The organism is Buttiauxella sp. A111 (assembly GCF_014189855.1).
In the GTDB taxonomy this organism is placed as follows: Bacteria; Pseudomonadota; Gammaproteobacteria; order Enterobacterales; family Enterobacteriaceae; genus Buttiauxella; species Buttiauxella selenatireducens.
Window position 1 is genome coordinate 453,052 of sequence record NZ_BJFN01000001.1, and the last position, 26,674, is coordinate 479,725.

Genomic DNA, 26,674 nt, shown 5'->3' on the forward strand with positions numbered 1-26,674 from the left:
TGTAATTTGCAGTTTTTGTACGTTTGTCTACGCTCTATTGTGGGAGGCCTCACTGGTCATACCACACATACCCAGACCCAAGGAGAGCGAGATGACGAAAACCAGCGTACGAATAGGCATCTTCGAAATTGATGATGCAGAATTACATGGCGAGCAACAAGGGGACCGAACGTTGAGTATCCCTTGCAAATCTGACCCTGACCTGTGCATGCAACTTGATGCCTGGGATGATGAAACCAGCATTCCCGCCGTCCTTGATGGCGAACATTCAGTCCTCTACCGTCAACGTTACGACCAAAAATCTGATGCCTGGGTCATGCGCCTTGCATGATTCAAATGAACCCGTCGCTCAGGCGGGTTAATTAATCGGTCCCGATTATCACCTCTTCCCATGACATCCCCTACAATTAAGCCAAACGGGGCAACTCAGAGGCGTTAATGTTCGCGTTAGTTTTATTTGTTTGTTACCTGGACGGTGACTGCGAAGATATTGTGGTGGAGGTGTTTAACACCGAACAGCAATGTGTGGTGGCTATGGATGATCAGCGGATACGCTCTGGTGGATGCTTCCCGATAGAAGACTTTATCGATGGCTTCTGGCGCCCGGCTCAAGAATACCGTTCGTTGTAAATTACTGTACCTGCACCATGGTTAATTTGTTCCCAAACACCGCGCCCGTATCAATGTAGTACTGGTTGTGAAAATGACCAGCCTCCTTGAGCGGTGTATGACCGAAATAGAATTCATCTGCCCCGTCAATATCCTCACCTCGACCCTGTAAATTTTTATTGAGTCGATCGCGGCTCCAGACCAGCAAATGCTCATCTACTGGCTGATTCCAACTGTAATGTGAGGCAGGATAATCTGCATGCGCAATGACCAGCGTCTTGCCGTGAGTATGAAGCTCAATGACTAACGGCAATTCGCGACAGTGTTGCAAAGCCTGTTGCACACTTTGCTGGTGTGGTGCGTCTAGCTCCCGATACCAGTCGCCACCGTTCATCTGCCAGAGCATCCCCTCACCTTCATCCAGCGCTTCCAGAGCCATCGCTTCATGATTGCCCTTCACAGCTTTAAACCATTTACTGCCAAGCAAAGCCAGGCAACCGGGGCTATTTGCTCCCCGGTCAATAAGATCACCCACCGAGATAACAAGATCCTGATGATAATCAAAATGCTGGAGTTTGAGTTGGCTGATTAGCTCAGTAAGGCAGCCGTGTAGATCCCCGACAATAAACACATGCCGCCAGTTCTCACCGTCAATTCGCTGATACATGCTGACCCCACACTGATTATTTATTGCTCAATTATAAACCAGTGTGCGGCAATGGTTAGCGGGTCTGGCGAATGAACATTTTTATCTGCTTGCCGTGGTACTCAACGTTATGTTCGAACTGGAAGCCAAATCGCTCGGCGAGGTGAATGGAACGATGGTTATCATCATCAATAATGCAGCAAGTCGGCGTGCTCAATTCACGGTCAGCCCAGTCTAAAATTGCGCCTAATGCTTCCTGCGCATAACCCATACCGTGTACGGCAGGGATAAGCGACCACCCTGCTTCAGGAAGTTCAAGTGCTGGAGTGAGTTCACGTTTAGCATCCTGAAACCCAAAAGAACCCACGTAGCGTTCAGTCTCTTTTTCAAAAACCGCCCAGTAGCCATAACCGAGGGCCTGCCAGTGACCGATGTAACGCAGCAATCTTGCCCATGTCATTTCCGGCCCTTGTGGTTGGCCTCCACCAATAAACTTCACCATCTCCGGGTCAGCCCAACAGGCGGCTAACGCCGGGAAATCATCCAGCGTAAAATGTCGCAGAATTAAACGCTCTGTCTCAAGACGTGGTGCTTCATTAACCATGCTCACTCCCTTATAAGTCATTTTTGGCGAATCATTTTTTTATTGATTCTGCCGTTATACTTCTCACGAAACAATAAGCGCAATGAAAGGAAAGTTTTCTCAGACATGTGGGAAAAATTGAGCCGGAGATAAAAATAGAAAAGGCTGCAAATCTGCAGCCTTTAGAGAGGTGATACGAGTTATCTGGTAAAATTTTGTCGCTTCTTCAAGCGTTTAAATGCGGCTTACACCTAAGAGTATCGTGGCAACAAGTTACACCACCCACTCCACCAGTTTACTATTGAGGATCAGTTTCAAACTTTCTGGCACCTCCGTTTCACTCTGGAACTAGCACTAATGTAGCAGTCCTAAAATTCAAAAAGTAACGGCAGATTCACAGTTTTGTCATTTTCTGGTCAAAACACCTCGTTTAACCTTGCGCATTGATCAGGCTATACCGTTCAGGTGCTCACAGAAGTCGCTGTGGCAAACACAACTTCCATCTAAATTGTCGATTAATACCTATTATTCAAAAACACCATTAGTAGGATCCCACCCTAACAGACTGATAATACTGACCTATTTCCTAAAATGGTTTTGGTAATAACTTAGAATATGGTTTAGTTGTAGCCAAAAATGCAGATGAAATGGTGAGTTGGCTCATCTCATTGATATGTTTTAACTGCGTTATAGGCTGGCACAGTTTTACCGAATCAATACACTTCGACATGTGTACCTAATTTGCGGGCTAAACCTTTCGCTCCATCACGCATCACCATATGGTGGTTCCAACGGAAAACAGGTGCCGCCAGCGGAGCGAGGTAGTTCATCCATCGGGTGTTAGTCCGGATATTCCAATCATACCTGACGATAGTATCCACCCCATTGTTTGAAAAAGACCAGACTCCCCGCCCTTCCACCTCGCCACTGGCTTCCCCTTCCAAAAGGCAAAATGGCGTAATATTTAATACATGGATATCAAAGGTTATTCGATAAGGGAGTACACCTTTCCAGGTATAACGATGCAAGGCACCAATCCCCTGAATATCACCTTTCTTTAACTCAATAATCTGCTCAAGACTTCCCCACCATTCGGGCCAAAGATCTGGATGGCATAAAATATCCCACACCTCCTGGATAGAAGCCTCAACCCGCCAGATAGTGGAAAACTTATACTCGGCCATAGAGCAAGGCTCCCATTAAGGTGCGAAAAAATCAGGAGGAAAATGGATGTTGATAACCATTCCATCCATTAAGACGGTTTCCAACATATTTCCACGCAGTGCGTAACTGACTACTTTGGCAGGAAATCCGTATTGCTTATCTAACCAAATTTCATATTGATGAACACCATCGACTGTCTTTCCCGCGGGGCCAACCACGGATAAATGTATTGTCGATTTCCCCCCAATAACCTCTTCACCGATATGGGTTGTTGTCCCTCCATGTTGCAGGCTACGAATATTATTCAACAAAACGCTAAAATCTGAATGATCCACCCGATGACCATTCCCATCTTGTATTAATGAATCTGTTGGCGACAGGTTCAAAACAGGAATTGTTCCCACTCCGAATGGCCACAATTTAACTTTGCCATTGACCGGGCTATAGATTAGGACCGCACCGGAATGTGGAGTGGTAAAATCCATCCGTACATAACCAGGTTTCCGATAGCTATAGCGAATGATTTTAGTTCCATCCTGAGATGACACGGAACGCACCGTCACCTGGTAAGATTGAATTTGTTCGAAATGTTGCAAGGAGAGAATGACTGGATCCGTAGTGGTTGAATTCTGTGAAAAAGCAGATGGCACAGCGCTCTTGTCCGCTCCGTATGCAGTATCGTTAAAGCTAAAGATAAGTAATGTTGCAAGCATTACTGCAAAAGAGACTAAGTCGCTTATGGTCGTCTCCTGCATTGAAATGGTCAGTACAGGTTGTCCCGGGAATATAATCAGTATGTCGGATAATATCTAAAAGTGTATGGTTCGTTTAAACGGATACTTACAATTGATTCTCGTTGCAATTGGCTTTGCTCAGGGCTCATTACTTCACCGTGATGCCGCGTGGACAGGGGTTTTCTGAGTGGTTCGTCCTATCCGCAGAGCATCTATTTTGAATCTTATCTTTCCAACTAACCTCCTCTCACCACCCATAACACCTACACTTTTAATGGTTAATCTGTTTTTAAGTTTATGAGGACGTGATGATGAAAAAATTATTGTTTTTTTCTGCGGTAGTCACCCTTGCTGCACTCCCTATAATCACCCAAGCCGCTCCAGCCCAGGAGTTGGCATACGGGACCACACTAAAGCAGGAAATGGGCTCAGTTTCAGCAAGGGGTAGCACCATTGATGAGCTGGACGCCAACCTGGCCGCCGCAGCCACGCAAAAAGGCGCAACGGCCTATACAGTCACTTCTGCTATAGATAATCACGAGGGTGTGTACGGAACGGCCACTCTCTACAAATAACGTTTAATCCCCATGTAAAATGTTTCATCCGACAAGTTAACGGCTCCCTTTAATGGGAACCGTTAACGCGCTATGCATCAAGCAGCATGGTTTACTCTCACGATGGTCCAGCCTTCGTTACCGGACAGTGGCGCGAGGATGTATTGAGGAATAAATTTTATGAAACAGAACACGGGAAGGAATTTACTCAGAAACTTTTAGACCTTCAGCCCCAAAAAATGACTGAAAAGTATTTGGATTCGAGGAAAAAGGAGTTTATGTTGTTATGAGTCTGTTACGCAAAACCCAAAAGACCAAATTTTAGTTTTCGAACAATTTTCAGTCTTTTTCAGACAGGGTTGTCTAAGTGGTTGTTTGTATGACAGATAAAAAAAGACCGAATACGATTCCTATATTCGGTCCAGGGAAATGGCTCTTGGGAGAGAGCCGTGCGCTAAAAGTTGGCATTAATGCAGGCAGACTTCGCCTTGCCTTCTAAGAATAGATTACCGGCGCAGCTTTTCCAGTCGGGCGCTAAAGTGTTCGAAAAAAAACTGTGTTACAGGTGACGTTTTAGACAAAAACCGCAATGCCCGGGCCTCGGGAATTGCGGTTTTTTATTACATATGAATATGTTAGAAAGTTTAGTCACATAACTTCGCGGCGCGCTCAATAAATGGAGAAAGACTCATTTTTTGCCCTGGTTTTTTCGGATCATCTATCTGAATCACAGAGATTGGCTGCCCGGTCGTTTTGCCACTCGCCACCTGCTGCTGGGCAATATCATTAAGTGGGTATTGCATCAATGTGCTTGGGTTGATCGCAAACAGCGCATGACCCGCGCGACAACTCAACATCACCTCTTCTCGGTTAAACGCCCAGTTATCTTTGCCTATTTCAAAACGGCTCACGGTGATAATTTGCGGTGCGGCAAACGCACTGCTTGCGCAAGCCAGCAACAACAACGTCAAAATGCTTTTTTTCATGAATATCTCTTGAGCTAATAATGTCTTCAGTACGGTTCCCAGGTAGCGAAAATGCTAACAGCAAGGATGACCGCCACCGACAAAATGATTTCCAGCCAGGTTAACCGGATAAACTGTTTTGTTGCCGTTGGTGAGCGATTAAATCGCGGCACCAAAAAATAGCGGTTATACAATGCGATGATAACCATCACTGCTACAAAGACAACCTTCACCAACAAGAAGCGGACATATCCGCTTTCCAGCGGTAATGACCATCCCAAAATCATCAGGCTGTTGATTAATCCGCTCAGTAACACCGCCGCAACCGCCAGATGCCCATAACGGGAAAAACGCATCATCGCGATAATAGCGGCTCCCCGCCAGCGGGGTTTTCTTGCCATGCGCATGCACATAATCAGCGGAAGTAAGCCACCCACCCACCAGCCCGCGCCCAATAAATGCACGGCATGGTTCAGTCGCTGCACACCACCGTAGAATCCTTCGCGCATCGCAGCATGGCCAACACCTGCCAGTAAAATAAGTTGAGCGGCAGCAAAAAGCAGCATCATTGATTGTAAGTTGCGCGGTTTTAAGAGCAGAACGCCAACTGTCACCACGCCAAGTAAAATTTGCCATATCCAGACTGAACCAAAACGCGTGCCAAGCACGGCTAGCCAAATCTCAGGATTAATGGTGTCCGGCCATCCACTGCCCATCATTCCTGCCTGAGCACAAAGCAGCAATACAGCGCTGAGCATGGCCAACCAGACAGCAGATTGCCGCAGCCATTTCAGGCGGCGGATGAGGACTGGCTGAAATGGCTGTGGCGCCAGAACTGAACATGAAATGGTGCTGCCAAGCAGCACCATAAGGGCGGAAAAATGAATAAATCGCAGCGCGATATAGAAAGAAGGCAGCATCCGGGTTATTTCACCGAGAACTGATATTTCCCTTTAGTCTTATGTCCATCGACCGACACGACATGCCAGTCAACCAGATAGTCACCCGGTTTCAGCGCTTCCTCAATCGGGATAATAAGTTGCTTATCGTCTTTTTCGTTACGTTTCGCCTTACCGGTTTTAACCGTGGCTTGCTGTGGCCCGGTCAGCGCGATTCCGCTAAAATTGGCCTCAACACCTTCAGAGAAATTGAGGGTAATCGCCTGCGGTGAAGCGGTTACCGCAGCATCAGCCGCAGGATATTGATGTTGTAAATGCGCATGCGCAAAAACTGAACCGGAAACGGTAAGCGCCGACAGGAGTGTAGCAAGGGTAAAAAGACGAGATCGAGTGAAAGCCATATCAACTATTCCTTTTTCTTATTCCAGACGGCAAAAGGATAACCTCGAGCCCTGGTTAAGTCGAGATGAGAACGGCTATCAATAAATGTAAAGACTTGTCATCAACTTCATCTGCAAGTACCTTTGCGACACAAAACAGGAGACCAATATGAATCACAATCTTGCTGAGTTACCCCAGGACGAAATGGATAAGATCAATGTGGATCTTGCAGCGGCTGGCGTGGCATTCAAGGAACGCTACAATATGCCGGTGATTGCCGAAGTGGTCGAACGTGAACAGCCTGCCCATCTGCGCGATTGGTTCAGAGAACGCTTAATTGCGCATCGTTTGGCGTCAGTTAATCTGTCACGACTTCCTTATGAACCGAAGGTGAAATAAATATACACACCCATAAATTTCCTTACATAAATGGTGTTAAGATTTTTCTTGTTTATACGAGCTATATACACAGGAAATACCTGTTGCGGCCATAGGATGATGGCCGTTGGGTAGATTGATTAAGGAAGACCATATGCCTGTCTGGAATGTTGCTGCGGCGCAGTACGGCGCCACACCCGATGACCTCGAATCGAATATCTCACATCACTTAGACTTTATTCGTTGTGCCGTTCGTGAACAGATTGATCTCCTTATTTTTCCCGAACTATCCCTCACCGGTTTCAAACTAGAAAATCTTTCCGACTGTGCTCTCCCCTTCACTGATGAACGCCTCAATCCTCTACAAAATGCTGCCATTGAAAATAAAATGACCATTGTCGTGGGTTTACCTCTGCGTTGTGAAAATGGTGTTTCTCCCGGTTCTGTGGGCTTTTTGCCGGATGGTTCACGTGTTGCATGCTGCAAACCCCTTTCTCACGATATTGATCTGCCGGGCCAGCACACACCACTGGTTGGTTTGCATAATCGTAGCGTTGCGATGGGATTTAGTACCGGCAGCGATGAAGAAACCTGGCCGCGAAGTGCTGCTGAAATGGGCGCGAGCCTATACGCCACCGGTAAATTCATCAACGAAATCAGTTATCAGTTCGACGAGATGTATCTGCAACGTTGGGCGCGGAAATACAATTTGCCCGTGTTGCTGGCTAATCACGCATTTTCGATCGGAAAATACCGCTCCGCTGGACGCAGTGCCTGTTGGGACGATCGCGGGGAATTAGTGGTTCGTGCCGATCATGGCGAATTACTTGCTGTTGGTCGACGTGATGAGAAAGGTTGGCATGGAGAAATCATTCCATTACGCTAGCGCGTTAACGAAACCTGCGAAGTTCTGATGGAGTGAGTATGCTGCGCATTATTGATACGGAAACCTGCGGTTTGCAGGGGGGCGTGGTGGAAGTTGCATCCGTCGATATCATCAATGGTGAGATTGTTAATCCAATGAGTGATCTGGTGCGCCCGGACCGCCCAATAAGCCACCAGGCTATGGCCATTCACAAGATCACCGAAGAGATGGTGGCGGACAAGCCGTGGATTGAAGATGTCATTCCGCGCTATTACGGTAGCCCGTATTATGTCGCCCATAATGCCAGTTTTGACCAACGCATGTTACCTGAAATGCCTGACAGCGAATGGATTTGTACCGTAAAACTGGCCCGTCGTTTATGGCCAGGCATCAAATACAGCAACATGGGTTTGTATAAATCGCTCAAGCTGGAGGTTGAAACGCCTGCCGGGCTTTATCATCACCGCGCCCTGTTTGATTGCTACATTACCGCCGCTTTGCTGTTACGGATCATGAATGAATCCGGCTGGACACCCGACCAAATGGTGACCATTACTGGCCGCCCGGCACTGGTATCCACCATGGCATTTGGAAAATATCGCGGCAAACCGATTGCTGAAATCGCAGAACAAGATCCGGGCTATTTACGCTGGATGTTAAATAACATCAAAGAATTAGCTCCGGATCTCAGGATGACGTTGAAGCATTACCTCGAAAGTTAATTTGAACGCCCTGGTAAGGTGCCTTGCGCCAGGGCAATCAAGAAAGCAAATTCCAGTGCCACGCCTTCGTAAGATTTAAAGCGCCCTGACTTCCCACCATGCCCTGCGTCCATATCGGTACACAGCAGCAACAAATTATCGTCGGTACGTGTCTCGCGAAGTTTTGCTACCCATTTTGCCGGTTCCCAATATTGCACCTGCGAATCATGTAAGCCGGTGGTCACCAGTAAATGTGGATACGCTTGTGGGACTATCTGGTCATACGGGCTGTACTGCTTGATGTAACGGTAGTACTCAGGGTTTTGCGGATTTCCCCACTCCTCAAATTCACCCGTCGTGAGCGGAATCGACTCATCAAGCATCGTAGTCAGCACGTCAACAAAAGGCACCTGTGCGACGACGCCATGAAACAGCTCGGGCCGCATGTTGATTGCCGCGCCGACGAGTAACCCGCCTGCACTTCCCCCCATGGCATACAGCAAGTTTTCGTCACCATAGCCCAGTTTGAGTAAGGAATCGCACACATCAAGATAGTCATTGAAGGTGTTCATTTTCTTCAGGTACTTGCCATCTTCATACCATTGCTGGCCCAGCTCGCCCCCTCCCCGCACATGCGCTATCGCAAAGACAAAGCCGCGGTCTAACAGGCTCAAACGACTGCTACTGAAATCGGCGTCCATGCTGCTGCCATACGAACCGTAGCCGTAAACCAGTAGCGGATTTTTCCCGCGCTTGAAATGTTCGCGGTGATAAACCAGAGAAACCGGAACTTGTACGCCATCCCGCACCGTGACCCATAAGTGTTCGCTTCGATAATGGCTGGACTCAAAACCCGCAACTTCAGTTTGTTTAATCACGCGCCGCTCGCCGGTATCCATATCCAGTTCAAACAACGTATCGGGTGTCGTCATTGACGAATAGCCATAACGCAGGCGCGAAGATTCCGGTTCGGGGTTGTGGCCAACCCAAGTCACATACGCTGGGTCATCAAAGGCAATACCGGTCACTTCATGTGTTTTGCGGTTGATTTGGCGCAGGCTGGTCAGCCCCTGTTGGCGCTCTTCGACAACTAACCAATCTGTAAACAGGGTGAACCCTTCCAGCATCACCTGTTCGCGCGGCGGGATAAGCACTTCCCATTGATTTTCATCACGCACTTTTGTGCGATACAAACCGAAATTTTTACCCTCGCGGTTTGAGCGCAGGTAGAAGTTGTGCTGGAAATGATCGAGCGTGTATTCATGATCTTTGCGGCGCGGCGCAAAACTTTGCGGCTGTGCATCCACCAGTTCCGCATCCAACAACAGGACTTCACTGGTCGTCGCACTGCTCAGATAAATTAAGACAAAGTGCTTCGACGTCGTTTTATGCACGCTGACATAAAACATTTCGTCTTTTTCTTCGTAAACCAACTCGTCATCGGTAGAAGGATGCCCTACCGTATGCCGCCACACCTGGTACGGCAGCAGCGTTTTAGGATGTTTGCGAACATAGTAGAGCGTGGCGGAATCGTTCGCCCAGACAAAACTACTCGAAACATTATCCAGCACTTCCGGATACCAGTTCCCGGTTTCGAGGTTGCGGAAGCGTAAACCGTACTGGCGACGAGAGAGAAAATCCTCCGCCAACGCCATCACGGTATTATCTGGTGTGATGCTCATGCCGCCCATGGTGTAAAACTCACTGTGGGCAGCACGGCGGTTACCATCGACCAGCACGTTCCACTCGTCCCACTCGCTTAACATCACTGACTGGCGTTGATAGATGGCGTATTCATTGCCGGTTTCAAAAACCTGACGGTAGCGATAACCATTTTGCGTATAGGGCGCAGAAACATCGTGCTGTGGGATACGGTCGATCATCTCTTTGAGCAGACTATCCTGTAATGCCTGTTGCGTGCTCATCACCTGTCGGCCGTAGTCATTCTCCTGATGAAGATAATCAAGTACCTGTTCATCGGTGCGATCGTCATCGCGTAACCAATAATAGTTGTCGATGCGGGTATCACCGTGCGTGGTCAGGGTATGCGGTATTTTTTTAGCTTTAGGTGGCATGTCGATATTCATTTTTGAGTTAACACCCTGTAAGGGTGGCAAATTCAGGCAGGCTTGCAAGCGTAACGTGGGATTTTGAGGAAAATGCCGGGATTAACCCGGCAGATTGAGTTTCTGTTGCTGAATATCCTGTTCGATACCGTTACGCACATCTTGTGGAATTTTTAGGGCATCACCCAACGCATTGAGATAACTACGTTCCATAAAGTGGTCGATGTCGATTGCAGCGCAGCTAAGGAAGTAAAGTTCCAGCGCTTCTTCTTCGTTATTAACGCCTTGAACCAAACGCTGCGGATCAAGCGGTTGATCGATAGCCTGTTGGATCAGGGTACGGCCTGCCTCTTCAACACCGGCATCACGTAACTGCTGTTCGATTATCTGTCGTTCTTTGTCATCAATGTGGCCGTCACTCTTGGCGGCGAATACCAGTGCCATCACCAAGCGTTGCGTGCGCACATCAATTGGCGATTGTTGCTGCCCAAAATGCGGTTCCCCCTGATGGGCATCACGGACGCGATCTTTATACTTGCTCCACAACACGCTTCCAGCGACGGCGCCACCGCCGACCAGTAATGCGCTGGTCCCGTATTTTGTCAGTAGTTTACGTGATGATTTACTTGCCAGCAGTAGCCCTGCTAAGCCACCCAGTGCGCCTGGCACCAGTAATTTACTCAGCCCCTGAGGAGAGGGTGAGGATGGATTCTGTGGGGATTGATTCTGGCCGGGCTGCGTCGCTTGTCCCAGCATAGACTGAAGCTGCTGTAACCAATTGCTCATGAGAGACACCCTTTTTACGGAACTTAACAACTGAGGTTAAGCGAAAGGCTGTCAAGAAGTGTCTGACCAGACTAAAGATGAGAAAAGAAACGCGCCGGTATCCCGACGCGACAAAACTTAGGCGGCTTTAGTGCGCTTACGCGGATGCTCGGTCACTTTATCGTCAGTAACCGCTTCCCCGGTGGTGTCCTCAGACGTTTCTTCCGCGGGTGTCTCGGTTTCCAGCTCCGGCAATTTGCCACTTTTGAGCACGGTGGAAAGCACATCTTTGTTTTCTGCCATCCACATCGCCAGCACGTCATTTTGGCCTTCTTCGAGAGCAATAGGGCTGTGAGTGAGCCAGTCACTCAACACTTCTGCCAGATCGAGCATTTTGTCATAGGCGTCTGCGTCCTTTTTACTGGCAAATGACATTTTTTCTTGCCCCTCTCGTACAACAACGTATTTGATTTCAACCGCCATCTTGCAGCTCCGGTTTAACTGTTTATTTAAACAGTATAATAATATTGTCCTTGCATCGCAAGCGGGAAAGTCGCTGCGCACGCAAACGTTTTCGTTTATAATTCGCCGGTCTATTTTTCCGTTTGGGTATACAGATTATGTCAATGTTGGGAACAGCGCTTCGTCCTTCAGCTACTCGTGTGATGTTGTTGGGTTCGGGCGAATTAGGAAAAGAAGTGGCGATTGAGTGTCAGCGCCTGGGTCTGGAAGTGATTGCTGTTGATCGTTACGCCGACGCCCCTGCGATGCATGTCGCGCACCGTAGCCATGTCATTAATATGCTGGATGGTGCTGAGCTTAAAAAGCTAGTCGCCGCAGAAATGCCCGATTTTATTGTTCCCGAAATTGAAGCCATTGCCACAGATATGCTGGTTGAGCTTGAGAAGCAAGGCCAGAACGTCGTGCCGTGCGCAAGAGCTACCCAACTCACGATGAACCGCGAAGGTATTCGCCGTCTGGCGGCTGAAGAGCTGGCTATTCCTACCTCCAGTTATCGTTTTGCCGATAGCGAATCCGCATTCTTGCAAGCCGTCGAAGAAATTGGTCTGCCTTGTATCGTGAAACCCGTAATGAGTTCTTCCGGTAAAGGGCAAAGCTTTATCCGCACGGCAGATCAGTTAGCCAAAGCCTGGGAATACGCTCAACTTGGCGGTCGTGCCGGTAAAGGGCGTGTGATAGTCGAAGGCGTAGTGAATTTTGATTTTGAAATCACTCTCTTGACCATCAACGCAATCGATGGCGTACATTTCTGTGCACCCATTGGTCATCGCCAGGAAGACGGTGACTATCGTGAGTCCTGGCAGCCGCAGAAAATGAGCGATATCGCCCTTGCCCGTGCGCAAGAAATCGCCGAGAAAGTGGTGAAAGCGTTAGGGGGTTATGGGCTATTTGGTGTCGAGTTATTCGTTTGTGGCGATGAGGTTATTTTCAGCGAAGTCTCCCCTCGCCCACACGATACCGGCATGGTGACAATGATTTCTCAAGATTTGTCAGAGTTCGCCTTGCATGTTCGCGCATTCCTTGGCCTGCCCATTGGCGATATCCGCCAGTATGGTCCCGCTGCGTCTGCGGTGATCCTTCCAGAATTGACCAGCGACAATGTGCAGTACGGCAACGTGGGTGCAGCGCTTGGCGCGGGTTTGCAGGTGCGTCTGTTTGGTAAACCAGAAATCAGCGGTAAACGTCGTATGGGTGTGGCGCTGGCGACAGGAACGAGCGTGGAAGATGCCATTGCGCGTGCCATTGCGGCAACCAAAGCGGTAAACGTTAAAGGGTAAAAAAATCCCCGCTCTTTCGAGCGAGGATTCATCTGCAATATCTATAACACAAGATCATTCGAGTTGTAGGAAGGCGGCAAGATAATGAATCCCCGGGAGCATAGGTGACTATGTGACCGAGGTGAATTATCGTAGCCAACGCATCTACAGCTCGAAGGATAAAGTGTTATTTCGCGCCTTCGACTGCTTCACGAGCGAGAGTAGTAATACGATCGTAATCACCCGCTTCCAGCGCATCAGCTGGAACCAGCCAGGAACCACCGATACACAGAACGCTTTTCAGCGCCAGGTAGTCACGGTAGTTAGCCGGAGAGATACCGCCAGTTGGGCAGAAACGAACCTGAGAGAATGGACCCGCGATAGCTTGCAGAGCTTTGGTGCCACCGTTCGCTTCAGCCGGGAAGAATTTGAATTCTTTCAAGCCGTAGTCCAGACCCAGCATCAGTTCAGAAACAGTGCTGATACCAGGGATCAATGGGATGGTGCCTTCAGTTGCTGCTTTCAGCAACGGCTCGGTCAGGCCTGGGCTGATAGCAAACTGCGCGCCAGCTTCGGTCACTTCTGCCAGTTGCTGTGGGTTCAGAACAGTACCCGCACCGATAATCGCTTCTGGTACTTCTTTCGCGATTGCACGGATAGCGTCCATTGCACATGGTGTACGCAGAGTCACTTCCAGAACGCGTACGCCGCCAGCCACTAATGCTTTAGCCATTGGTACTGCGTGTTCCAGTTTGTTGACTACGATAACCGGAACGACTGGTCCTGTTTTCAGGATCTGTTCCGCAGTAGTTTTCCAATTTTTCATCTAAAAGCCTCTTCAACCAACTTTATCATTCATTTCCAGTGCGGCATTTGCTACATCTGGTCCTTAAAATTTAATGCAGGTCGCGCCCTGTTCCGCGCCAGATAACTGTTCGCGTAACGCGCTAAATAATTCACGGCCGGTTCCAACGCGATCCGCGCTGAGATCCGGGTGGTATGCAGTGCGTTTTTCCAACTCGGCATCATCGACCAGCAATGTCAGTTCACCCGTTTGACCGTTGACGCGAATCATATCGCCATCACGGACTTTTGCCAGCAGCCCACCATCATAAGCTTCTGGGGTAACATGGATTGCAGAGGGCACCTTTCCTGACGCGCCCGATAGCCGTCCATCAGTGACTAACGCAATTTTGAAACAGCGGTCCAATAATACCCCAAGTGGCGGCATAAGTTTATGTAATTCTGGCATGCCATTCGCTTTTGGCCCTTGATGACGCACAACCACCACGCAATCGCGGTCAAGAAGGCCTGCTTCAAACGCAGGTAAAACATCATGCTGGCTTTCAAAGATGACCGCTGGCGCTTCGATAATTTGGTTTTCCACCGGAACCGCTGACGTTTTCATGACGGCGCGACCGAGATTACCGCTAAGCACTTTGGTACCTCCGTGTTTGGAGAAGGGTTTTTCAAAGGTCGCGATAACATCGGTATCAAGTGCCGTTGTTGCACCTTCACGCCACGCAAGTTGCCCGTTATCCAGCCACGGTTCCATGGTGTAGTGATGCAGGCCAAAGCCCGCGACGGTATTGACATCTTCATGCAGCAAACCACCCTTGAGTAATTCGCGCATCAGCACAGGTACACCGCCCGCGGCCTGGAAGTGGTTGATGTCAGCCGGGCCGTTCGGGTACAAACGCGCCAGTAACGGCACGACATCCGAAAGATCAGAGAAATCATCCCAGTTAATGATGATACCTGCCGCACGCGCCATCGCGACCAGGTGCATAGTGTGGTTGGTTGAACCGCCGGTCGCTAACAACGCGACAATGCCATTTACTACCACTTTTTCATCAATCATTTTACCGATTGGCATCCACTCGTTGCCATTGCCGGTAAGGCGTGTCACCTGGCGTGCCGCTGCAGCCGTTAACTCATGGCGCAGAGGGGCATCTGGATGAACGAAAGAAGATCCCGGCAACTGCATCCCCATGAACTCAACCACCATTTGGTTGGTGTTGGCGGTACCGTAAAATGTACAGGTACCCGGCGCATGATAAGACGCGGCCTCAGACTCGAGTAATGCCAGACGGTCAACTTTGCCTTCTGCATAAAGCTGGCGAATGCGTACTTTCTCTTTGTTCGCTAAACCGCTGGCCATTGGGCCTGACGGTACAAATACCGCAGGTAAATGGCCAAATGAAAGTGCGGCCATGGTTAAACCGGGGACGATTTTGTCGCATACGCCAAGGTACAGTGCGCCGTCGAACATATTGTGTGACAGACCAATAGCCGTAGACATCGCGATAATCTCGCGACTGAGCAGTGACAACTCCATACCATCCTGGCCTTGAGTCACGCCATCGCACATGGCTGGCACGCCACCCGCAACCTGACCGACAGCACCAACAGAATGCAGCGCTTTACGGATCTGGTCAGGGTAATACTCATACGGTTGATGAGCAGAGAGCATGTCGTTATAGGAGGTAATGATCGCAATGTTGTTACGCAACATACTCTTGAGCGCAGCTTTATCATCCGGCTGGCAAGCAGCAAAGCCATGAGCCAAATTCCCGCACGCCAACTCAGAACGATGGACGGTGTTGGACTTCGCTTTTTCTATGCGGGCCAGATAATTTTCGCGGGTCTGGAGAGAGCGTTCAACGATACGTTTTGTTACGCGTAACAAAATTGGATTCATAACAGATCCTCTTTAAAGTGGCTGCCGTCGCTTTGGGCAGGTGGTCGACATTACCGGCTCATTTTCTTTGTGTGAGGCGGCTATCCGCACCATCAGGGCAAAATCGCTTCAGCTAGTGTAAATAAAAAAGCCCTGCTGGTGAATCCAGTCAGGGCTTTTATATTGAAAAAATTACACCTCTTTGGTGTTAGATCATGTTACCGGTAAAATCCAAATCCTTTGTTACACGTTTTTTACGAAACCTGACCATTTTAATCCGCTAAATCATTCGAGTTGCATCGCGGCGGCGACGCAGTAAATCCCCAGGAGCTTACATAAGTAAGTGACTGGGGTGAGCGAGGAAAGCCAACAAAGAGGCAACTCGAAATGATGACGCGGATTTACTCGAACTCGTTCCAGGAACGCCCATCACGCGTAATCATCGCCACCGATGCTACTGGCCCCCAGGTACCAGCCTGGTAAGGTTTTGGCGCATCGTTATCAGCAGCCCACGCTTCAGTGATTGAGTCGACCCATTTCCACGCTTCTTCTACTTCATCACGACGCACGAACAGCGCCTGAATACCCCGCATGGTTTCCAGCAGCAGGCGCTCGTACGCATCTGCCAGATGAGACTCGTTGAAGGTTTCGGAGTAGCTCAGATCCAGTTTGGTGGTTTGCAGGTTGTGCTTGTGATCAAGTCCAGGCACTTTGTTGAGCACCTGAATATCCACGCCTTCATCTGGCTGCAGACGAATGGTGAGTTTGTTCTGCGGCAAATCTTGCCAGGAATCTTTAAACAAGTTCAGCGCCGGGCTCTTGAAGTAAACAACGACTTCAGAGCATTTGGTTGGCAGACGTTTCCCGGTACGCAGGTAGAACGGCACGCCAGCCCAACGCCAGTTGTCGATATCCACACGGATAGCCACAAACGTTTCGGTACCGCTTGATTTGTTCGCGCCCTCTTCTTCCAGGTAGCCAGGGACTTTTTTTCCCTGCACAAAACCGGATGTGTACTGGCCACGAACTGTTTTCTCACGCACATTGCTGCGATCGATGCGGCGTAGTGATTGCAGAACCTTCACTTTTTCGTCGCGGATATGGTCGGCCGTAAGGTCTGACGGCGGTGACATGGCAATCATGCACAGGATTTGCAGCAAGTGGTTTTGAATCATGTCGCGCATCTGCCCGGCTTGATCAAAGTAACCCCAGCGCCCCTCAATACCGACTTCTTCAGCAACCGTGATTTCCACGTGATCGATAGTCTTGTTATCCCAATTATTAGCAAACAGGGAGTTAGCAAAACGCAGCGCCAGCAAGTTCAGTACCGTTTCTTTGCCTAAATAGTGGTCGATACGGTAGACCTGGCACTCTTCAAAGTATTCACCGACCTGGTCGTTGATTTGCTGAGAGGTCACAAGCGAGGTGCCGAGTGGTTTTTCCATCACCACGCGAGCAGGTTTGGCGTTGAGTTTCGCCTTACCCAAACCTTTACAGATTGCGCCAAAAGTACTTGGCGGCATCGCAAAATAGTTGATAGTGACGCGGTTTTGCTGATCGAGCATCTTACCGAGTTTGGTAAAAGCTGCAGTGTCATTCACATCCAGATTGCAAAAATCAAGACGGCCGCTCAATTTATCCCAGAGGCTTTCGTCGATCTTTTCCTTCATAAAGGTTTCGATCGCCTCACGCACCACTTTGGTATACGCCTCTTTATCCCAGTCTGCGCGGCCCACGCCCAGGATACGTGTATCTGGGTGGATCTGCCCCGCCTTTTCCAACTGATATAAGGATGGCAGCAGTTTCCGACGCGCAAGGTCGCCTTTTGCACCGAAAATCACCAGGTCACATGCCTGAGCTGTCTGTGTTACCGCCATGTTTAATCTCCTCGTTTCGGATGTCCGGGATTACCCATCATACTTCTCGCTGCAGGGTGTTGGCTGCCACTCGAATGACTTTGGGTATGCACCGGCCCGTTTGTAATTTTATTACAGAACAATGTACTGCTTTTGGTGAATCCAGGTAAACCATTGCCGATTAATTGATCGTATTTTCTGGCAACCCTTGCCCGTCAGAGCCACTTTTCGCGATGTGTCGTGGAATTTTCTGACGATTTGTTGTCGATGTATATCATGCCTAAAGTTAGACACTGATCATGTAATGAAAAAAAACAACATCATTACACCGATTAACTTGCCCCTTCACTGAATGGCAAGCGTATATTCTTGCTAAATCGTGCCACGATTTCTCCTTTTATAGAAATCGACAAAATCCATGAGTGCCGGACACCTATGAATATGCTGGACAAAATCCAGTCCCAACTGGAACACCTTAGCAAATCAGAACGTAAAGTCGCAGAAGTGATTATAACCGCACCGCAAGATGCCATTCATTCAAGCATTGCCACTCTCGCCCGCATTGCTGAAGTTAGCGAACCGACAGTCAACCGCTTCTGCCGCCGCCTTGAAACAAAAGGCTTCCCGGATTTTAAATTACATTTGGCGCAAAGTCTGGCGAATGGCACTCCTTATGTAAACCGGAATGTTGATGAAGACGATAGCGTAGAAGCTTATACCGGGAAAATCTTCGAATCTGCCATGGCAAGCCTTGACCAGGTGCGGCAATCACTGGATATGGCCGCAGTCAATCGTGCCGTAGATTTGCTCACGCAAGCCAAGAAAATAGCGTTCTTTGGTTTGGGTTCTTCGGCTGCCGTCGCACATGATGCGATGAATAAATTCTTTCGTTTTAATGTGCCGGTTATCTATTCCGACGATGTCGTTTTACAGCGCATGAGCTGCATGAATTGCAGTGAAGAAGACGTTGTCGTGCTGATTTCACATACCGGTCGCACTAAAAATCTGGTTGAACTGGCGCAACTGGCACGCGAAAACGATGCCATTGTGCTGGCGATAACCTCAGAAGGTTCCCCACTGGCTCGCGAAGCAACCCTCTCTTTGCTGCTGGACGTACCGGAAGATACCGATATTTATATGCCGATGGTCTCCCGCCTTGCACAATTGACGGTGATTGACGTGCTGGCAACGGGTTTTACTTTACGCCGAGGCGCGAAATTCAGAGATAACTTGAAGCGAGTCAAAGAAGCGCTCAAGGAATCGCGTTTTGATAAGGGAATGTTCGTCTCTGGCGAAAGCTCGTAAGATTTTATAACAAAGCTGTAACTTTTTAGGTCATTCGGTTAAGTTGTTGTTTTGCGTTTTTCAACGCATTCCGATTCACCGAATCTTTTGTTAACGCAACACCAAAGTTGTTTCAGTCAACGGAGTAATACATGTCCAGACGGCTACGTAGAACCAAAATCGTTACCACCTTAGGCCCGGCTACCGATCGCGACAATAATCTGGAAAAGATTATTGCAGCTGGCGCAAACGTGGTGCGTATGAACTTTTCCCATGGCACCGCAGAAGATCATCAGATCCGTGCTGATAAAGTTCGTGAAATCGCCGCGAAACTGGGTCGCCATGTCGCTATTCTGGGCGATTTGCAAGGTCCAAAGATTCGTGTCTCTACCTTTAAAGAAGGTAAAGTCTTCCTGAATATCGGTGACAAATTCCTGCTTGATGCCAACCTGGGTAAAGGTGAAGGCGACAAAGAAAAAGTGGGCATCGACTATAAAGGTCTGCCAGCGGACGTCGTCACAGGTGACATCCTGCTTCTTGATGATGGCCGTGTACAGTTAAAAGTACTCGACGTTCAGGGTATGAAAGTGTTCACAGAAGTCACCGTAGGTGGCCCGCTGTCGAACAACAAAGGTATCAACAAACTGGGTGGCGGCCTGTCAGCCGAAGCGCTGACCGATAAAGACAAAGCCGACATTATTACTGCGGCTAAAATCGGTGTCGATTACCTGGCAGTATCCTTCCCGCGTTGTGGCGAAGACCTGAACTACGCACGCCGCCTGGCGCGTGATGCGGGTTGTGACGCGAAGATTGTCGCAAAAGTTGAACGTGCTGAAGCAGTATGCGACGAAGCGGCGATGGACGACGTTATCCTGGCATCTGATGTGGTCATGGTTGCTCGTGGAGACTTGGGTGTTGAAATCGGCGATCCAGAGTTAGTCGGTATTCAAAAGACCCTGATTCGTCGCGCTCGTAAACTGAACCGTGCGGTGATCACAGCGACTCAGATGATGGAGTCGATGATCACCAACCCAATGCCAACGCGCGCCGAAGTGATGGACGTTGCGAACGCCGTTCTCGATGGTACTGATGCGGTTATGTTGTCTGCGGAAACTGCAGCAGGCCAATACCCGGCTGAAACCGTTGCTGCGATGGCGCGTGTTTGCCTGGGTGCTGAAAAAATCCCAAGCATCAACGTATCTAAACACCGTCTGGACGTGCAGTTCGACAACGTTGAAGAAGCGATTGCGATGTCTGCCATGTATGCGGCAAACCACCTGAAAGGTGTTACCGCGATTATTACCATGACAGAATCAGGCCGCACTGCGTTGATGACTTCCCGTATCAGCTCTGGTTTACCTATTTTCGCCATGTCTCGCCATGAGCGCACGCTGAACCTCACCTCTTTGTACCGTGGTGTGACGCCAGTGCATTTCGATAGTCCAAGCGACGGCGTTGCTGCAGCAAACGATGCGGTAAATCTGCTGCGCGATAAAGGCTACCTGATTTCTGGTGATCTGGTTATCGTTACCCAGGGCGATGTGATGAGTACCATTGGTACAACCAACACAACGCGCATCCTGTGTGTTGAGTAATTCAACCGCAGTATGAAAAAAGGGGCCATTTGGCCCCTTTTTTATTTCTTTGGATAGAGCTCTTTGCGGCGGTAGGGTTCGGTCTCCCCTTCCTTGCGAGTTTTGAGCAATTTTAAAATCCAGGTGTATTGTTCCAGATTCGGCCCCACCAAAATCTCGACCTCTTCATTCATACGGCGCGCAATGGTGTTGTCGTCCGCATCGACTAAGTCGTCCATCGGTGGACGAATATGAATGTCCAGACGGTGAGTTTTGCTGTTATACACCGGGAACAAAGGCACAACTCGTGCGCGTGCTACCTTCATCAAACGACCGATTGCGGGCAGCGTCGCTTTATACGTTCCGAAGAAATCGACGAACTCGCTGTGTTCAGCACCGTGATCCTGATCTGGCAGATAATATCCCCAATACCCCTGACGCACTGAGCTGATAAACGGTTTAATCCCATCGTTACGCGCATGCAGCCGACCACCGAAACGGCGGCGCACTGTGTTCCACATGTAGTCAAATAATGGATTGCCCTGGTTATGGAACATGGCGGCCATTTTTTGCCCCTGCGACGCAAGTAACATCGCTGGAATATCCACTCCCCATCCGTGTGGCACCAGGAAAATCACATTTTCTTCACGTTGCTTAAGCCCGTCGATGATCTCTTTGCCGTGCCAGTCAACGCGCTGCATGACCTTTTTCGGATCTTTAAGCGCCAACTCCGCCATCATCACCATCGCCTGAGGGGCAGTGGCAAACATTTCGTCGATAACCGCTTCACGAGCGGCTTCCGGCATCTCAGGGAAACAATACAGCAAGTTAATTTGCGCGCGGCGGCGGGCACTTTTACCAAAGCGCCCCGCAATACATCCAACTTTGCCCAGCAGGGGATCGCGCAGAGACGGCGGTAACATTGCCAGTCCTGCGAAAGCGCCAACGCCTAGCCAGGCGCCCCAAAATTTCGGGTGCAAGAAGGCCTTTTGAAATTCAGGAATGAACTCACTGTGACTTTTTTTTGCTTTTTCCATGCATATTCTCAGTACAGCATCAAATCATTGATGACATGAATTTGTAAGTATCTTAGCGGGGTAATGCCTTTCAGACAAAGAAAAAGCCGGTCACTGGGTACCGGCTTCGTTCACAGCGTTGGATTAATTCAAACTGAGCTGTGGTGTGACTTCACGAACCTGAGCCAGATATTCGTTACGATCCGAGCCTGTCAGCCCTTCGGTACGTGGCAGTTTCGCCGTCAATGGATTCACCGCTTGCTGGTTGACCCACACTTCATAATGCAAATGTGGACCGGTAGAACGGCCAGTATTCCCTGACAGTGCGATACGGTCACCGCGCTTCACTTTCTGCCCCGGTGTCACTAACAGTTTCTTCAGGTGCATGTAACGGGTGGTATACGAACGCCCGTGGCGGATAGCAACAAAGTAACCTGCCGCACCACTACGTTTTGCCATCACCACTTCACCATCACCGACGGCCAACACAGGAGTACCTTGCGGCATCGCAAAATCGACACCTTTATGCGGTGCAACGCGCCCGGTTACCGGGTTAAGGCGACGAGGATTAAAGTTTGACGAAATACGGAACTGTTTGGCCGTAGGGAAACGCATAAAGCCTTTCGCCAGTCCCGAACCGCTTCTGTCATAGAACTTGCCGTCTTCTGCGCGAATTGCATAGTAATCTTTACCGCTACTGCGCAGACGCACACCTACCAAATGGCTTTGTTCACGTTTACCATCAAGTATCTCACGTGACATCAGCACCGCGAACTGATCGCCTTTCTTCAGTTTACGGAAGTCCATTTGCCACTGCATGGCCTTGATAACACCGCTGATTTCAGCGCTGGTTAATCCTGCTTCTTTCGCGCTACTCACGAAACTATTGCCCACTGTGCCTTTCAACACATTGTTAACCCATTCGCCTTGCTGCATTTCGCTGCTGAGCTTAAAGGTACTGCCTGAACGGTCGTAAGTGCGTGTTTCACGGCGAGACATTTCCCACGTCAGGCGCTGTAGCTCGCCATCGTCATTTAACGTCCAGGAAAGTTGCTGACCGATTTTCAGGTTACGCAGGTCTTTATCCACAGCAGCAAGCTGGCTGATATCACCCATATCAATGCCGTACTGGTTTAGGATACTGCTAAGCGTATCCCCGGTAGAGACGTCATACTCATGAACCCCCTTTTCACCGGCGGTTTTATCGTCCAGTTCATCTTGTGGAATGGTATCGTCTTCAGCGTCCGGAGACTGGTCTAACGGCTCACTGGCTTCAGGAAGTAACGAACGAATATCGTTTTTCTCAAGCTCAATGGTTTTGATAACAGGGCTGGCTTCAGGATTATAGACGTACGGTCGCCAAACAGCGACCGCAAGTGTAAGAACTGTAAGAGACCCCAGCATAACGCGATGGGGCCGGGACAAATTGTCGAATGCCAGGGCGACAGAGCGGGCTATCTGTTGCACGTATTCACTTCCTCATTAATCTCCTTTCAGGCAGCTCGCATATTGGTTCGCAAGCCCGTTCAAAAACTGCATATAGCTGTCTTTGCCGAGCTTAACCTCAATGCCCAGTGGGTCCAGCGTTCCGGAACGGACGTTAGTACCACGGGCAACGGCATTGATCACTGCTGGCCTGAATTGTGGTTCAGCAAAAACGCACACGGCTTTTTGCTCAACCAACTGTGTTCTGATGTCATGTAAACGCTGCGCACCGGGTTGGATTTCAGGGTTCACGGTAAAATGGCCAAGCGGCGTCAGACCGTAATGTTTTTCAAAGTAGCCATAAGCGTCGTGAAAAACGAAATACCCTTTTCCTTTGAGCGGCGCGAGCACGCTACCAACTTGCTTATCGATGTTGGCTAATCCTAACTCGAAAGATTGCAAGTTGGCGTCAAGTTTGGCCTTATTTTGGGGCATAAGTTCCACTAATTTATCGTGGATTGCAACCGCTGACAGCCGCGCTACCTCTGGCGAGAGCCAAATATGCATGTTGTATTCACCATGATGGTGATTTGCGTCACTATTTTCGTCTGAATGGTCATGTCCTTCATGCCCATGGTCATCATCATCATCGCCTTTCATGAGCAACGGTTGCACACCCGGCAGAGCCGCCAGTTGCACTTGTTTTTGTTCAGCTAATTGATTTACCGACTTCTGCATGAAGGCTTCCATTTCTGGGCCCACCCATACGACTAAGTCCGCGCTTTGTAAGCGTTTTACATCAGATGGACGAAGTGCATAATCATGCTCTGAGGCACCATCCGGGAGTAAAATTTCCGTTGGCGTGACGCCGTCTGCGATCGCGGCGGCAATAAAACCTAATGGCTTGATAGAGGCAACAACTGCCGCCTGCGCGGGTACGGCTGCAGCTGCCGTCAAAGCAGTTGTTAAAGCTGCGCAAAGAAATGCGTTTTTATGTAACATAATGCGACTTATCATCGTTATGAATATTGGATGTGTGATATTATAACATCCGCTAACTTCTGCAACCCCTGAAATCGTCATGACAAATCTGGTATCACTGGAAAATATCTCTGTTTCTTTCGGACAACGACGTGTGCTGTCTGATATTTCACTCGACCTCAAGCCCGGCCGAATTCTGACGCTGCTGGGTCCAAACGGTGCAGGAAAATCAACGCTGGTTCGCGTGGTGCTTGGTCTGGTAGCGCCTGATGAAGGTGTTATCAAGCGAGACCGCGATTTGCGTATCGGTTATGTGCCACAAAAGTTGCATCTGGATGCCACCCTGCCCCTTACGGTAAGCCGCTTTATGCGTCTGCGCCCTGGCGTGAAAAAAGCGGATATTTTACCCGCGCTAAAACGCGTTCAGGCCGCTCACTTGATTGAAGCCCCCATGCAAAAACTGTCCGGCGGCGAGAATCAACGCGTTCTGCTGGCGCGGGCGTTACTTAATCAACCGCAATTATTGGTACTTGATGAACCGACGCAAGGCGTTGATGTTAATGGACAACTGGCGCTGTATAACCTGATTGATCAGTTGCGTCATGAACTTAACTGCGCGGTCATGATGGTTTCCCACGACCTGCACTTAGTGATGGCAAAAACCGATGATGTGTTGTGTCTCAACCATCATATTTGCTGCTCGGGTACGCCAGAAGTGGTGTCCATGCATCCGGAATTCATTTCAATGTTCGGCCAGCGCGGTGCTGAGCAATTAGGTATTTATCGCCACCACCATAACCACCGTCACGATCTTACTGGACGAATTGTACTGCGCAGAGGGAATGGCCAGCCATGATTGAATTGTTGTTACCCGGCTGGCTTGCCGGGATATTGCTTGCATGCGCTGCAGGCCCGCTTGGCTCGTTTGTCGTCTGGCGTCGAATGTCCTACTTTGGCGATACCCTCGCCCACGCTTCTTTATTAGGCGTTGCGTTTGGGTTATTGCTAAACATCAATCCCTTTTATGCCGTCATTGCGGTAACGCTGTTGCTGGCGTTAGGCCTGGTTTGGCTCGAGAAGCGTCCGCATCTGGCGCTAGATACCTTGTTAGGCATTATGGCGCACAGTGCGTTATCACTGGGACTGGTGGTCGTGAGTTTGATGTCTAACGTGCGTGTCGATTTGATGGCGTATCTGTTTGGCGATCTTCTTTCAGTAACAATGCCGGATATTATCTCTATCGGCCTTGGCGTTGCTGTGGTCGTTGGCGTGCTGCTTTGGCAATGGCGCAACCTGTTGTCGATGACCATTAGCCCGGATCTTGCCCATGTTGATGGCGTTAACCTTCAACGGGTGAAGATGTTGCTGATGCTGGTGACAGCATTGACTATCGGCGTGGCGATGAAATTCGTTGGAGCTTTGATTATCACTTCACTGTTGATTATCCCTGCCGCGACTGCGCGTCGTTTTGCGCGTACACCTGAGCAGATGGCTGGTTTTGCGGTGCTTATCGGTATGCTTTCCGTGACCGGCGGGCTGACGTTCTCGGCGTTTTATGACACGCCTGCGGGGCCTTCAGTGGTACTGAGTTCGGCGGTTTTGTTTGTTTTGAGTATGGCAAAGAAGCAAGCGGCTTAAAACCATCCTCACCCTAACCCTCTCCTTGAAGGAGAGGGGAATTTCACCACCCTCACCGCAATCCTTTCCTTGATGTGGAGGGGAAAACATTCATTAAAATTACGGCTGTGCAGGCGGCACAATTCCAAAGTGAGTCCAGGCTCTGGGTGTCGCAATACGGCCCCGCGGGGTACGTTGCAAGAAACCCTGCTGAATCAGGAAAGGTTCCAGAACGTCTTCAATGGTTTCGCGTTCTTCACCAATAGCGGCTGCGAGGTTGTCCAGCCCGACGGGGCCACCAAGGAATTTATCTATCACCGCCAGCAGCAACTTACGGTCCATATAGTCAAACCCTTCGGTATCGACATTCAGCATATCCAGAGCCTGGGAAGCAATTTCCTGACTAATGGTGCCGTCATGACGCACTTCCGCAAAATCACGCACACGACGCAATAAACGGTTAGCGATACGCGGTGTACCACGTGCACGGCGTGCGACTTCCAGCGCACCCTCATCGCTCATCTCAAGCCCCAATACGCTGGCACTGCGGCCCACGATATGCTGCAAATCGGCTACCTGATAAAACTCGAGCCGTTGAACAATACCGAAACGGTCACGCAATGGTGATGTCAGAGAGCCCGCACGCGTTGTCGCGCCAATCAGAGTGAAAGGAGGCAAGTCGATTTTAATTGAGCGCGCAGCCGGACCTTCACCAATCATGATATCGAGTTGATAATCTTCCATAGCCGGGTACAGCACTTCTTCAACGACTGGCGACAGACGATGGATTTCATCAATAAACAAAACGTCGTGAGGTTCGAGATTGGTCAACATCGCGGCCAGGTCACCTGCTTTTTCCAGCACAGGACCGGAAGTGGTGCGCAGGTTCACGCCCATTTCATTCGCAACGATATTGGCAAGTGTGGTTTTACCCAAGCCTGGAGGGCCGAAAATTAACAGATGATCGAGCGCATCCCCACGCAGTTTTGCCGCCTGGATAAATATCTCCATTTGCGAGCGCACCTGCGGCTGGCCGACGTAATCTGCCAGAAATCGCGGGCGGATTGCGCGGTCAATTAATTCGTCAGGGGTGATGGTGTCTGGCGATACCAGACGGTCTGCTTCAATCATCCGTTACTCTACCTTTAAGGAC

28 protein-coding genes are annotated in these 26,674 nt (G+C 49.5%); 11 read left to right on the forward strand and 17 right to left on the reverse strand.

The genetic code is table 11. From position 1 onward, the window contains the following. The first annotated feature begins 91 nt into the window (after positions 1-91). Both BSPA111_RS02040 and BSPA111_RS02045 read left to right on the forward strand, forming a co-directional pair. Positions 92-331 carry a YebV family protein gene (locus BSPA111_RS02040; RefSeq protein ID WP_183269547.1) on the forward strand — a complete coding sequence of 80 codons (240 nt, stop codon included), beginning with the start codon at positions 92-94 and terminating at the stop codon, positions 329-331. Positions 332-438: 107 nt separating this feature from the next. Continuing rightward, positions 439-630 (forward strand): YebW family protein, encoded by a 192-nt coding sequence (locus BSPA111_RS02045; protein ID WP_183269548.1) that lies wholly within the window; start codon positions 439-441, stop codon positions 628-630. 1 nt (position 631) lies between these two features. Here the strand turns inward: BSPA111_RS02045 and BSPA111_RS02050 are convergent, their stop codons facing one another. From BSPA111_RS02050 to BSPA111_RS02065, 4 genes are all read right to left on the reverse strand, one after another. Then, positions 632-1,276 (reverse strand): metallophosphoesterase, encoded by a 645-nt coding sequence (locus BSPA111_RS02050; RefSeq protein ID WP_183269549.1) that lies wholly within the window; start codon positions 1,274-1,276, stop codon positions 632-634. Between the two features lie 55 nt (positions 1,277-1,331). Then, positions 1,332-1,859, reverse strand: a complete 528-nt coding sequence (locus BSPA111_RS02055) for a GNAT family N-acetyltransferase (protein WP_183269550.1) — start codon at positions 1,857-1,859, stop codon at positions 1,332-1,334. A 692-nt stretch (positions 1,860-2,551) separates the two neighbouring features. Further along, positions 2,552-3,022 (reverse strand): SRPBCC family protein, encoded by a 471-nt coding sequence (locus BSPA111_RS02060; protein ID WP_183269551.1) that lies wholly within the window; start codon positions 3,020-3,022, stop codon positions 2,552-2,554. Between the two features lie 15 nt (positions 3,023-3,037). Further along, positions 3,038-3,715, reverse strand: a complete 678-nt coding sequence (locus BSPA111_RS02065; RefSeq protein ID WP_183270265.1) for a DUF1571 domain-containing protein — start codon at positions 3,713-3,715, stop codon at positions 3,038-3,040. A 329-nt stretch (positions 3,716-4,044) separates the two neighbouring features. Between BSPA111_RS02065 and BSPA111_RS02070 the strand changes: the two genes are divergently transcribed. Further along, on the forward strand, positions 4,045-4,311 hold the full coding sequence (locus BSPA111_RS02070) for a DUF1471 domain-containing protein (protein ID WP_183269552.1): 267 nt from the start codon (positions 4,045-4,047) through the stop codon (positions 4,309-4,311). Between the two features lie 623 nt (positions 4,312-4,934). On the opposite strand, the gene BSPA111_RS02075 is transcribed toward BSPA111_RS02070, so the two are convergent. Genes BSPA111_RS02075 through yobA form a run of 3 tightly spaced genes read right to left on the reverse strand, consistent with a single transcriptional unit; the run spans position 4,935 to position 6,555 of the window. Then, a complete protein-coding gene (locus tag BSPA111_RS02075; RefSeq protein WP_183269553.1) occupies positions 4,935-5,276 on the reverse strand; it encodes a YebY family protein in 342 nt (113 codons plus the stop codon). 26 nt (positions 5,277-5,302) lie between these two features. Then, positions 5,303-6,175 (reverse strand): copper homeostasis membrane protein CopD, encoded by an 873-nt coding sequence (gene copD / locus BSPA111_RS02080; protein ID WP_183269554.1) that lies wholly within the window; start codon positions 6,173-6,175, stop codon positions 5,303-5,305. 5 nt (positions 6,176-6,180) lie between these two features. Beyond that, positions 6,181-6,555, reverse strand: coding sequence for a CopC domain-containing protein YobA (gene yobA, locus BSPA111_RS02085; RefSeq protein WP_183269555.1), 375 nt, complete (start codon positions 6,553-6,555; stop codon positions 6,181-6,183). A gap of 148 nt (positions 6,556-6,703) precedes the next feature. On the opposite strand from yobA, the gene BSPA111_RS02090 reads away from it, so the two are divergent. From BSPA111_RS02090 to exoX, 3 genes are all read left to right on the forward strand, one after another. Next, positions 6,704-6,934 (forward strand): DNA polymerase III subunit theta, encoded by a 231-nt coding sequence (locus BSPA111_RS02090; RefSeq protein ID WP_034495983.1) that lies wholly within the window; start codon positions 6,704-6,706, stop codon positions 6,932-6,934. A gap of 133 nt (positions 6,935-7,067) precedes the next feature. Continuing rightward, on the forward strand, positions 7,068-7,799 hold the full coding sequence (locus BSPA111_RS02095) for a carbon-nitrogen hydrolase family protein (RefSeq protein WP_183269556.1): 732 nt from the start codon (positions 7,068-7,070) through the stop codon (positions 7,797-7,799). Positions 7,800-7,837: 38 nt separating this feature from the next. Further along, positions 7,838-8,500 (forward strand): exodeoxyribonuclease X, encoded by a 663-nt coding sequence (exoX, locus tag BSPA111_RS02100; RefSeq protein WP_183269557.1) that lies wholly within the window; start codon positions 7,838-7,840, stop codon positions 8,498-8,500. Here exoX and ptrB read toward each other — a convergent pair. The 3 genes from ptrB to BSPA111_RS02115 all read right to left on the reverse strand — a co-directional run bounded on the left by ptrB (position 8,497) and on the right by BSPA111_RS02115 (position 11,793). Then, positions 8,497-10,554 carry an oligopeptidase B gene (gene ptrB, locus BSPA111_RS02105; RefSeq protein WP_183269558.1) on the reverse strand — a complete coding sequence of 686 codons (2,058 nt, stop codon included), beginning with the start codon at positions 10,552-10,554 and terminating at the stop codon, positions 8,497-8,499. The two genes, exoX and ptrB, sit on opposite strands and share 4 nt — an antisense overlap. A gap of 93 nt (positions 10,555-10,647) precedes the next feature. Then, on the reverse strand, positions 10,648-11,331 hold the full coding sequence (locus BSPA111_RS02110) for a tellurite resistance TerB family protein (RefSeq protein ID WP_183269559.1): 684 nt from the start codon (positions 11,329-11,331) through the stop codon (positions 10,648-10,650). Between the two features lie 117 nt (positions 11,332-11,448). Beyond that, positions 11,449-11,793, reverse strand: coding sequence for a YebG family protein (locus tag BSPA111_RS02115; protein ID WP_183269560.1), 345 nt, complete (start codon positions 11,791-11,793; stop codon positions 11,449-11,451). Between the two features lie 137 nt (positions 11,794-11,930). On the opposite strand from BSPA111_RS02115, the gene purT reads away from it, so the two are divergent. Continuing rightward, the gene (purT, locus tag BSPA111_RS02120; protein ID WP_183269561.1) at positions 11,931-13,109 is read left to right on the forward strand and encodes a formate-dependent phosphoribosylglycinamide formyltransferase; all 1,179 of its coding nucleotides are present in this window, start codon (positions 11,931-11,933) and stop codon (positions 13,107-13,109) included. Between the two features lie 166 nt (positions 13,110-13,275). On the opposite strand, the gene kdgA is transcribed toward purT, so the two are convergent. The 3 genes from kdgA to zwf all read right to left on the reverse strand — a co-directional run bounded on the left by kdgA (position 13,276) and on the right by zwf (position 17,645). Next, complete coding sequence (gene kdgA / locus BSPA111_RS02125; protein WP_183269562.1) at positions 13,276-13,914, reverse strand: bifunctional 4-hydroxy-2-oxoglutarate aldolase/2-dehydro-3-deoxy-phosphogluconate aldolase; 639 nt, start codon at positions 13,912-13,914, stop codon at positions 13,276-13,278. A gap of 63 nt (positions 13,915-13,977) precedes the next feature. Continuing rightward, positions 13,978-15,789, reverse strand: a complete 1,812-nt coding sequence (gene edd / locus BSPA111_RS02130; RefSeq protein WP_183269563.1) for a phosphogluconate dehydratase — start codon at positions 15,787-15,789, stop codon at positions 13,978-13,980. 380 nt (positions 15,790-16,169) lie between these two features. Next, complete coding sequence (gene zwf / locus BSPA111_RS02135; protein ID WP_183269564.1) at positions 16,170-17,645, reverse strand: glucose-6-phosphate dehydrogenase; 1,476 nt, start codon at positions 17,643-17,645, stop codon at positions 16,170-16,172. A 414-nt stretch (positions 17,646-18,059) separates the two neighbouring features. Here zwf and BSPA111_RS02140 point away from each other — a divergent pair, with 414 nt between their 5' ends. Then, entirely contained in the window at positions 18,060-18,929 is an 870-nt protein-coding gene (locus tag BSPA111_RS02140; protein WP_183269565.1) for a MurR/RpiR family transcriptional regulator, read from the forward strand. Positions 18,930-19,060: 131 nt separating this feature from the next. Continuing rightward, positions 19,061-20,503 (forward strand): pyruvate kinase, encoded by a 1,443-nt coding sequence (gene pyk / locus BSPA111_RS02145; RefSeq protein WP_183269566.1) that lies wholly within the window; start codon positions 19,061-19,063, stop codon positions 20,501-20,503. Between the two features lie 41 nt (positions 20,504-20,544). Here pyk and lpxM read toward each other — a convergent pair whose 3' ends face one another. From lpxM to znuA, 3 genes are all read right to left on the reverse strand, one after another. Further along, on the reverse strand, positions 20,545-21,519 hold the full coding sequence (lpxM, locus tag BSPA111_RS02150; RefSeq protein WP_183269567.1) for a lauroyl-Kdo(2)-lipid IV(A) myristoyltransferase: 975 nt from the start codon (positions 21,517-21,519) through the stop codon (positions 20,545-20,547). Between the two features lie 123 nt (positions 21,520-21,642). Beyond that, positions 21,643-22,965 carry a murein DD-endopeptidase MepM gene (gene mepM / locus BSPA111_RS02155; protein WP_183269568.1) on the reverse strand — a complete coding sequence of 441 codons (1,323 nt, stop codon included), beginning with the start codon at positions 22,963-22,965 and terminating at the stop codon, positions 21,643-21,645. Positions 22,966-22,980: 15 nt separating this feature from the next. Further along, positions 22,981-23,925 (reverse strand): zinc ABC transporter substrate-binding protein ZnuA, encoded by a 945-nt coding sequence (gene znuA, locus BSPA111_RS02160; protein ID WP_183269569.1) that lies wholly within the window; start codon positions 23,923-23,925, stop codon positions 22,981-22,983. 79 nt (positions 23,926-24,004) lie between these two features. Between znuA and znuC the strand changes: the two genes are divergently transcribed. Continuing rightward, positions 24,005-24,760, forward strand: a complete 756-nt coding sequence (gene znuC / locus BSPA111_RS02165; RefSeq protein WP_183269570.1) for a zinc ABC transporter ATP-binding protein ZnuC — start codon at positions 24,005-24,007, stop codon at positions 24,758-24,760. Then, positions 24,757-25,542 (forward strand): zinc ABC transporter permease subunit ZnuB, encoded by a 786-nt coding sequence (znuB, locus tag BSPA111_RS02170; protein WP_183269571.1) that lies wholly within the window; start codon positions 24,757-24,759, stop codon positions 25,540-25,542. Before znuC ends, znuB begins: the two co-directional genes overlap by 4 nt. Positions 25,543-25,641: 99 nt before the next feature. Here znuB and ruvB read toward each other — a convergent pair whose 3' ends face one another. After that, the gene (ruvB, locus tag BSPA111_RS02175) at positions 25,642-26,652 is read right to left on the reverse strand and encodes a Holliday junction branch migration DNA helicase RuvB (protein ID WP_183269572.1); all 1,011 of its coding nucleotides are present in this window, start codon (positions 26,650-26,652) and stop codon (positions 25,642-25,644) included. Positions 26,653-26,674: the final 22 nt, after the last annotated feature.

Excerpts from the sequence above, each read along its gene's own strand:
- zwf (WP_183269564.1), bottom strand. The coding sequence starts at position 17,645 with ATGGCGGTAACACAGACAGCTCAGGCATGTGACCTGGTGATTTTCGGT.
- BSPA111_RS02095 (WP_183269556.1), top strand. The coding sequence starts at position 7,068 with ATGCCTGTCTGGAATGTTGCTGCGGCGCAGTACGGCGCCACACCCGAT.
- edd (WP_183269563.1), bottom strand. The coding sequence starts at position 15,789 with ATGAATCCAATTTTGTTACGCGTAACAAAACGTATCGTTGAACGCTCT.
- znuC (WP_183269570.1), top strand. The coding sequence starts at position 24,005 with ATGACAAATCTGGTATCACTGGAAAATATCTCTGTTTCTTTCGGACAA.
- lpxM (WP_183269567.1), bottom strand. The coding sequence starts at position 21,519 with ATGGAAAAAGCAAAAAAAAGTCACAGTGAGTTCATTCCTGAATTTCAA.
- exoX (WP_183269557.1), top strand. The coding sequence starts at position 7,838 with ATGCTGCGCATTATTGATACGGAAACCTGCGGTTTGCAGGGGGGCGTG.
- znuA (WP_183269569.1), bottom strand. The coding sequence starts at position 23,925 with ATGTTACATAAAAACGCATTTCTTTGCGCAGCTTTAACAACTGCTTTG.
- BSPA111_RS02055 (WP_183269550.1), bottom strand. The coding sequence starts at position 1,859 with ATGGTTAATGAAGCACCACGTCTTGAGACAGAGCGTTTAATTCTGCGA.
- znuB (WP_183269571.1), top strand. The coding sequence starts at position 24,757 with ATGATTGAATTGTTGTTACCCGGCTGGCTTGCCGGGATATTGCTTGCA.
- copD (WP_183269554.1), bottom strand. The coding sequence starts at position 6,175 with ATGCTGCCTTCTTTCTATATCGCGCTGCGATTTATTCATTTTTCCGCC.
- BSPA111_RS02140 (WP_183269565.1), top strand. The coding sequence starts at position 18,060 with ATGAATATGCTGGACAAAATCCAGTCCCAACTGGAACACCTTAGCAAA.
- BSPA111_RS02065 (WP_183270265.1), bottom strand. The coding sequence starts at position 3,715 with ATGCTTGCAACATTACTTATCTTTAGCTTTAACGATACTGCATACGGA.
- ruvB (WP_183269572.1), bottom strand. The coding sequence starts at position 26,652 with ATGATTGAAGCAGACCGTCTGGTATCGCCAGACACCATCACCCCTGAC.
- BSPA111_RS02075 (WP_183269553.1), bottom strand. The coding sequence starts at position 5,276 with ATGAAAAAAAGCATTTTGACGTTGTTGTTGCTGGCTTGCGCAAGCAGT.
- purT (WP_183269561.1), top strand. The coding sequence starts at position 11,931 with ATGTCAATGTTGGGAACAGCGCTTCGTCCTTCAGCTACTCGTGTGATG.
- BSPA111_RS02115 (WP_183269560.1), bottom strand. The coding sequence starts at position 11,793 with ATGGCGGTTGAAATCAAATACGTTGTTGTACGAGAGGGGCAAGAAAAA.
- pyk (WP_183269566.1), top strand. The coding sequence starts at position 19,061 with ATGTCCAGACGGCTACGTAGAACCAAAATCGTTACCACCTTAGGCCCG.
- BSPA111_RS02110 (WP_183269559.1), bottom strand. The coding sequence starts at position 11,331 with ATGAGCAATTGGTTACAGCAGCTTCAGTCTATGCTGGGACAAGCGACG.
- BSPA111_RS02070 (WP_183269552.1), top strand. The coding sequence starts at position 4,045 with ATGATGAAAAAATTATTGTTTTTTTCTGCGGTAGTCACCCTTGCTGCA.
- BSPA111_RS02060 (WP_183269551.1), bottom strand. The coding sequence starts at position 3,022 with ATGGCCGAGTATAAGTTTTCCACTATCTGGCGGGTTGAGGCTTCTATC.
- BSPA111_RS02040 (WP_183269547.1), top strand. The coding sequence starts at position 92 with ATGACGAAAACCAGCGTACGAATAGGCATCTTCGAAATTGATGATGCA.
- BSPA111_RS02090 (WP_034495983.1), top strand. The coding sequence starts at position 6,704 with ATGAATCACAATCTTGCTGAGTTACCCCAGGACGAAATGGATAAGATC.
- yobA (WP_183269555.1), bottom strand. The coding sequence starts at position 6,555 with ATGGCTTTCACTCGATCTCGTCTTTTTACCCTTGCTACACTCCTGTCG.
- ptrB (WP_183269558.1), bottom strand. The coding sequence starts at position 10,554 with ATGCCACCTAAAGCTAAAAAAATACCGCATACCCTGACCACGCACGGT.
- BSPA111_RS02050 (WP_183269549.1), bottom strand. The coding sequence starts at position 1,276 with ATGTATCAGCGAATTGACGGTGAGAACTGGCGGCATGTGTTTATTGTC.
- kdgA (WP_183269562.1), bottom strand. The coding sequence starts at position 13,914 with ATGAAAAATTGGAAAACTACTGCGGAACAGATCCTGAAAACAGGACCA.
- BSPA111_RS02045 (WP_183269548.1), top strand. The coding sequence starts at position 439 with ATGTTCGCGTTAGTTTTATTTGTTTGTTACCTGGACGGTGACTGCGAA.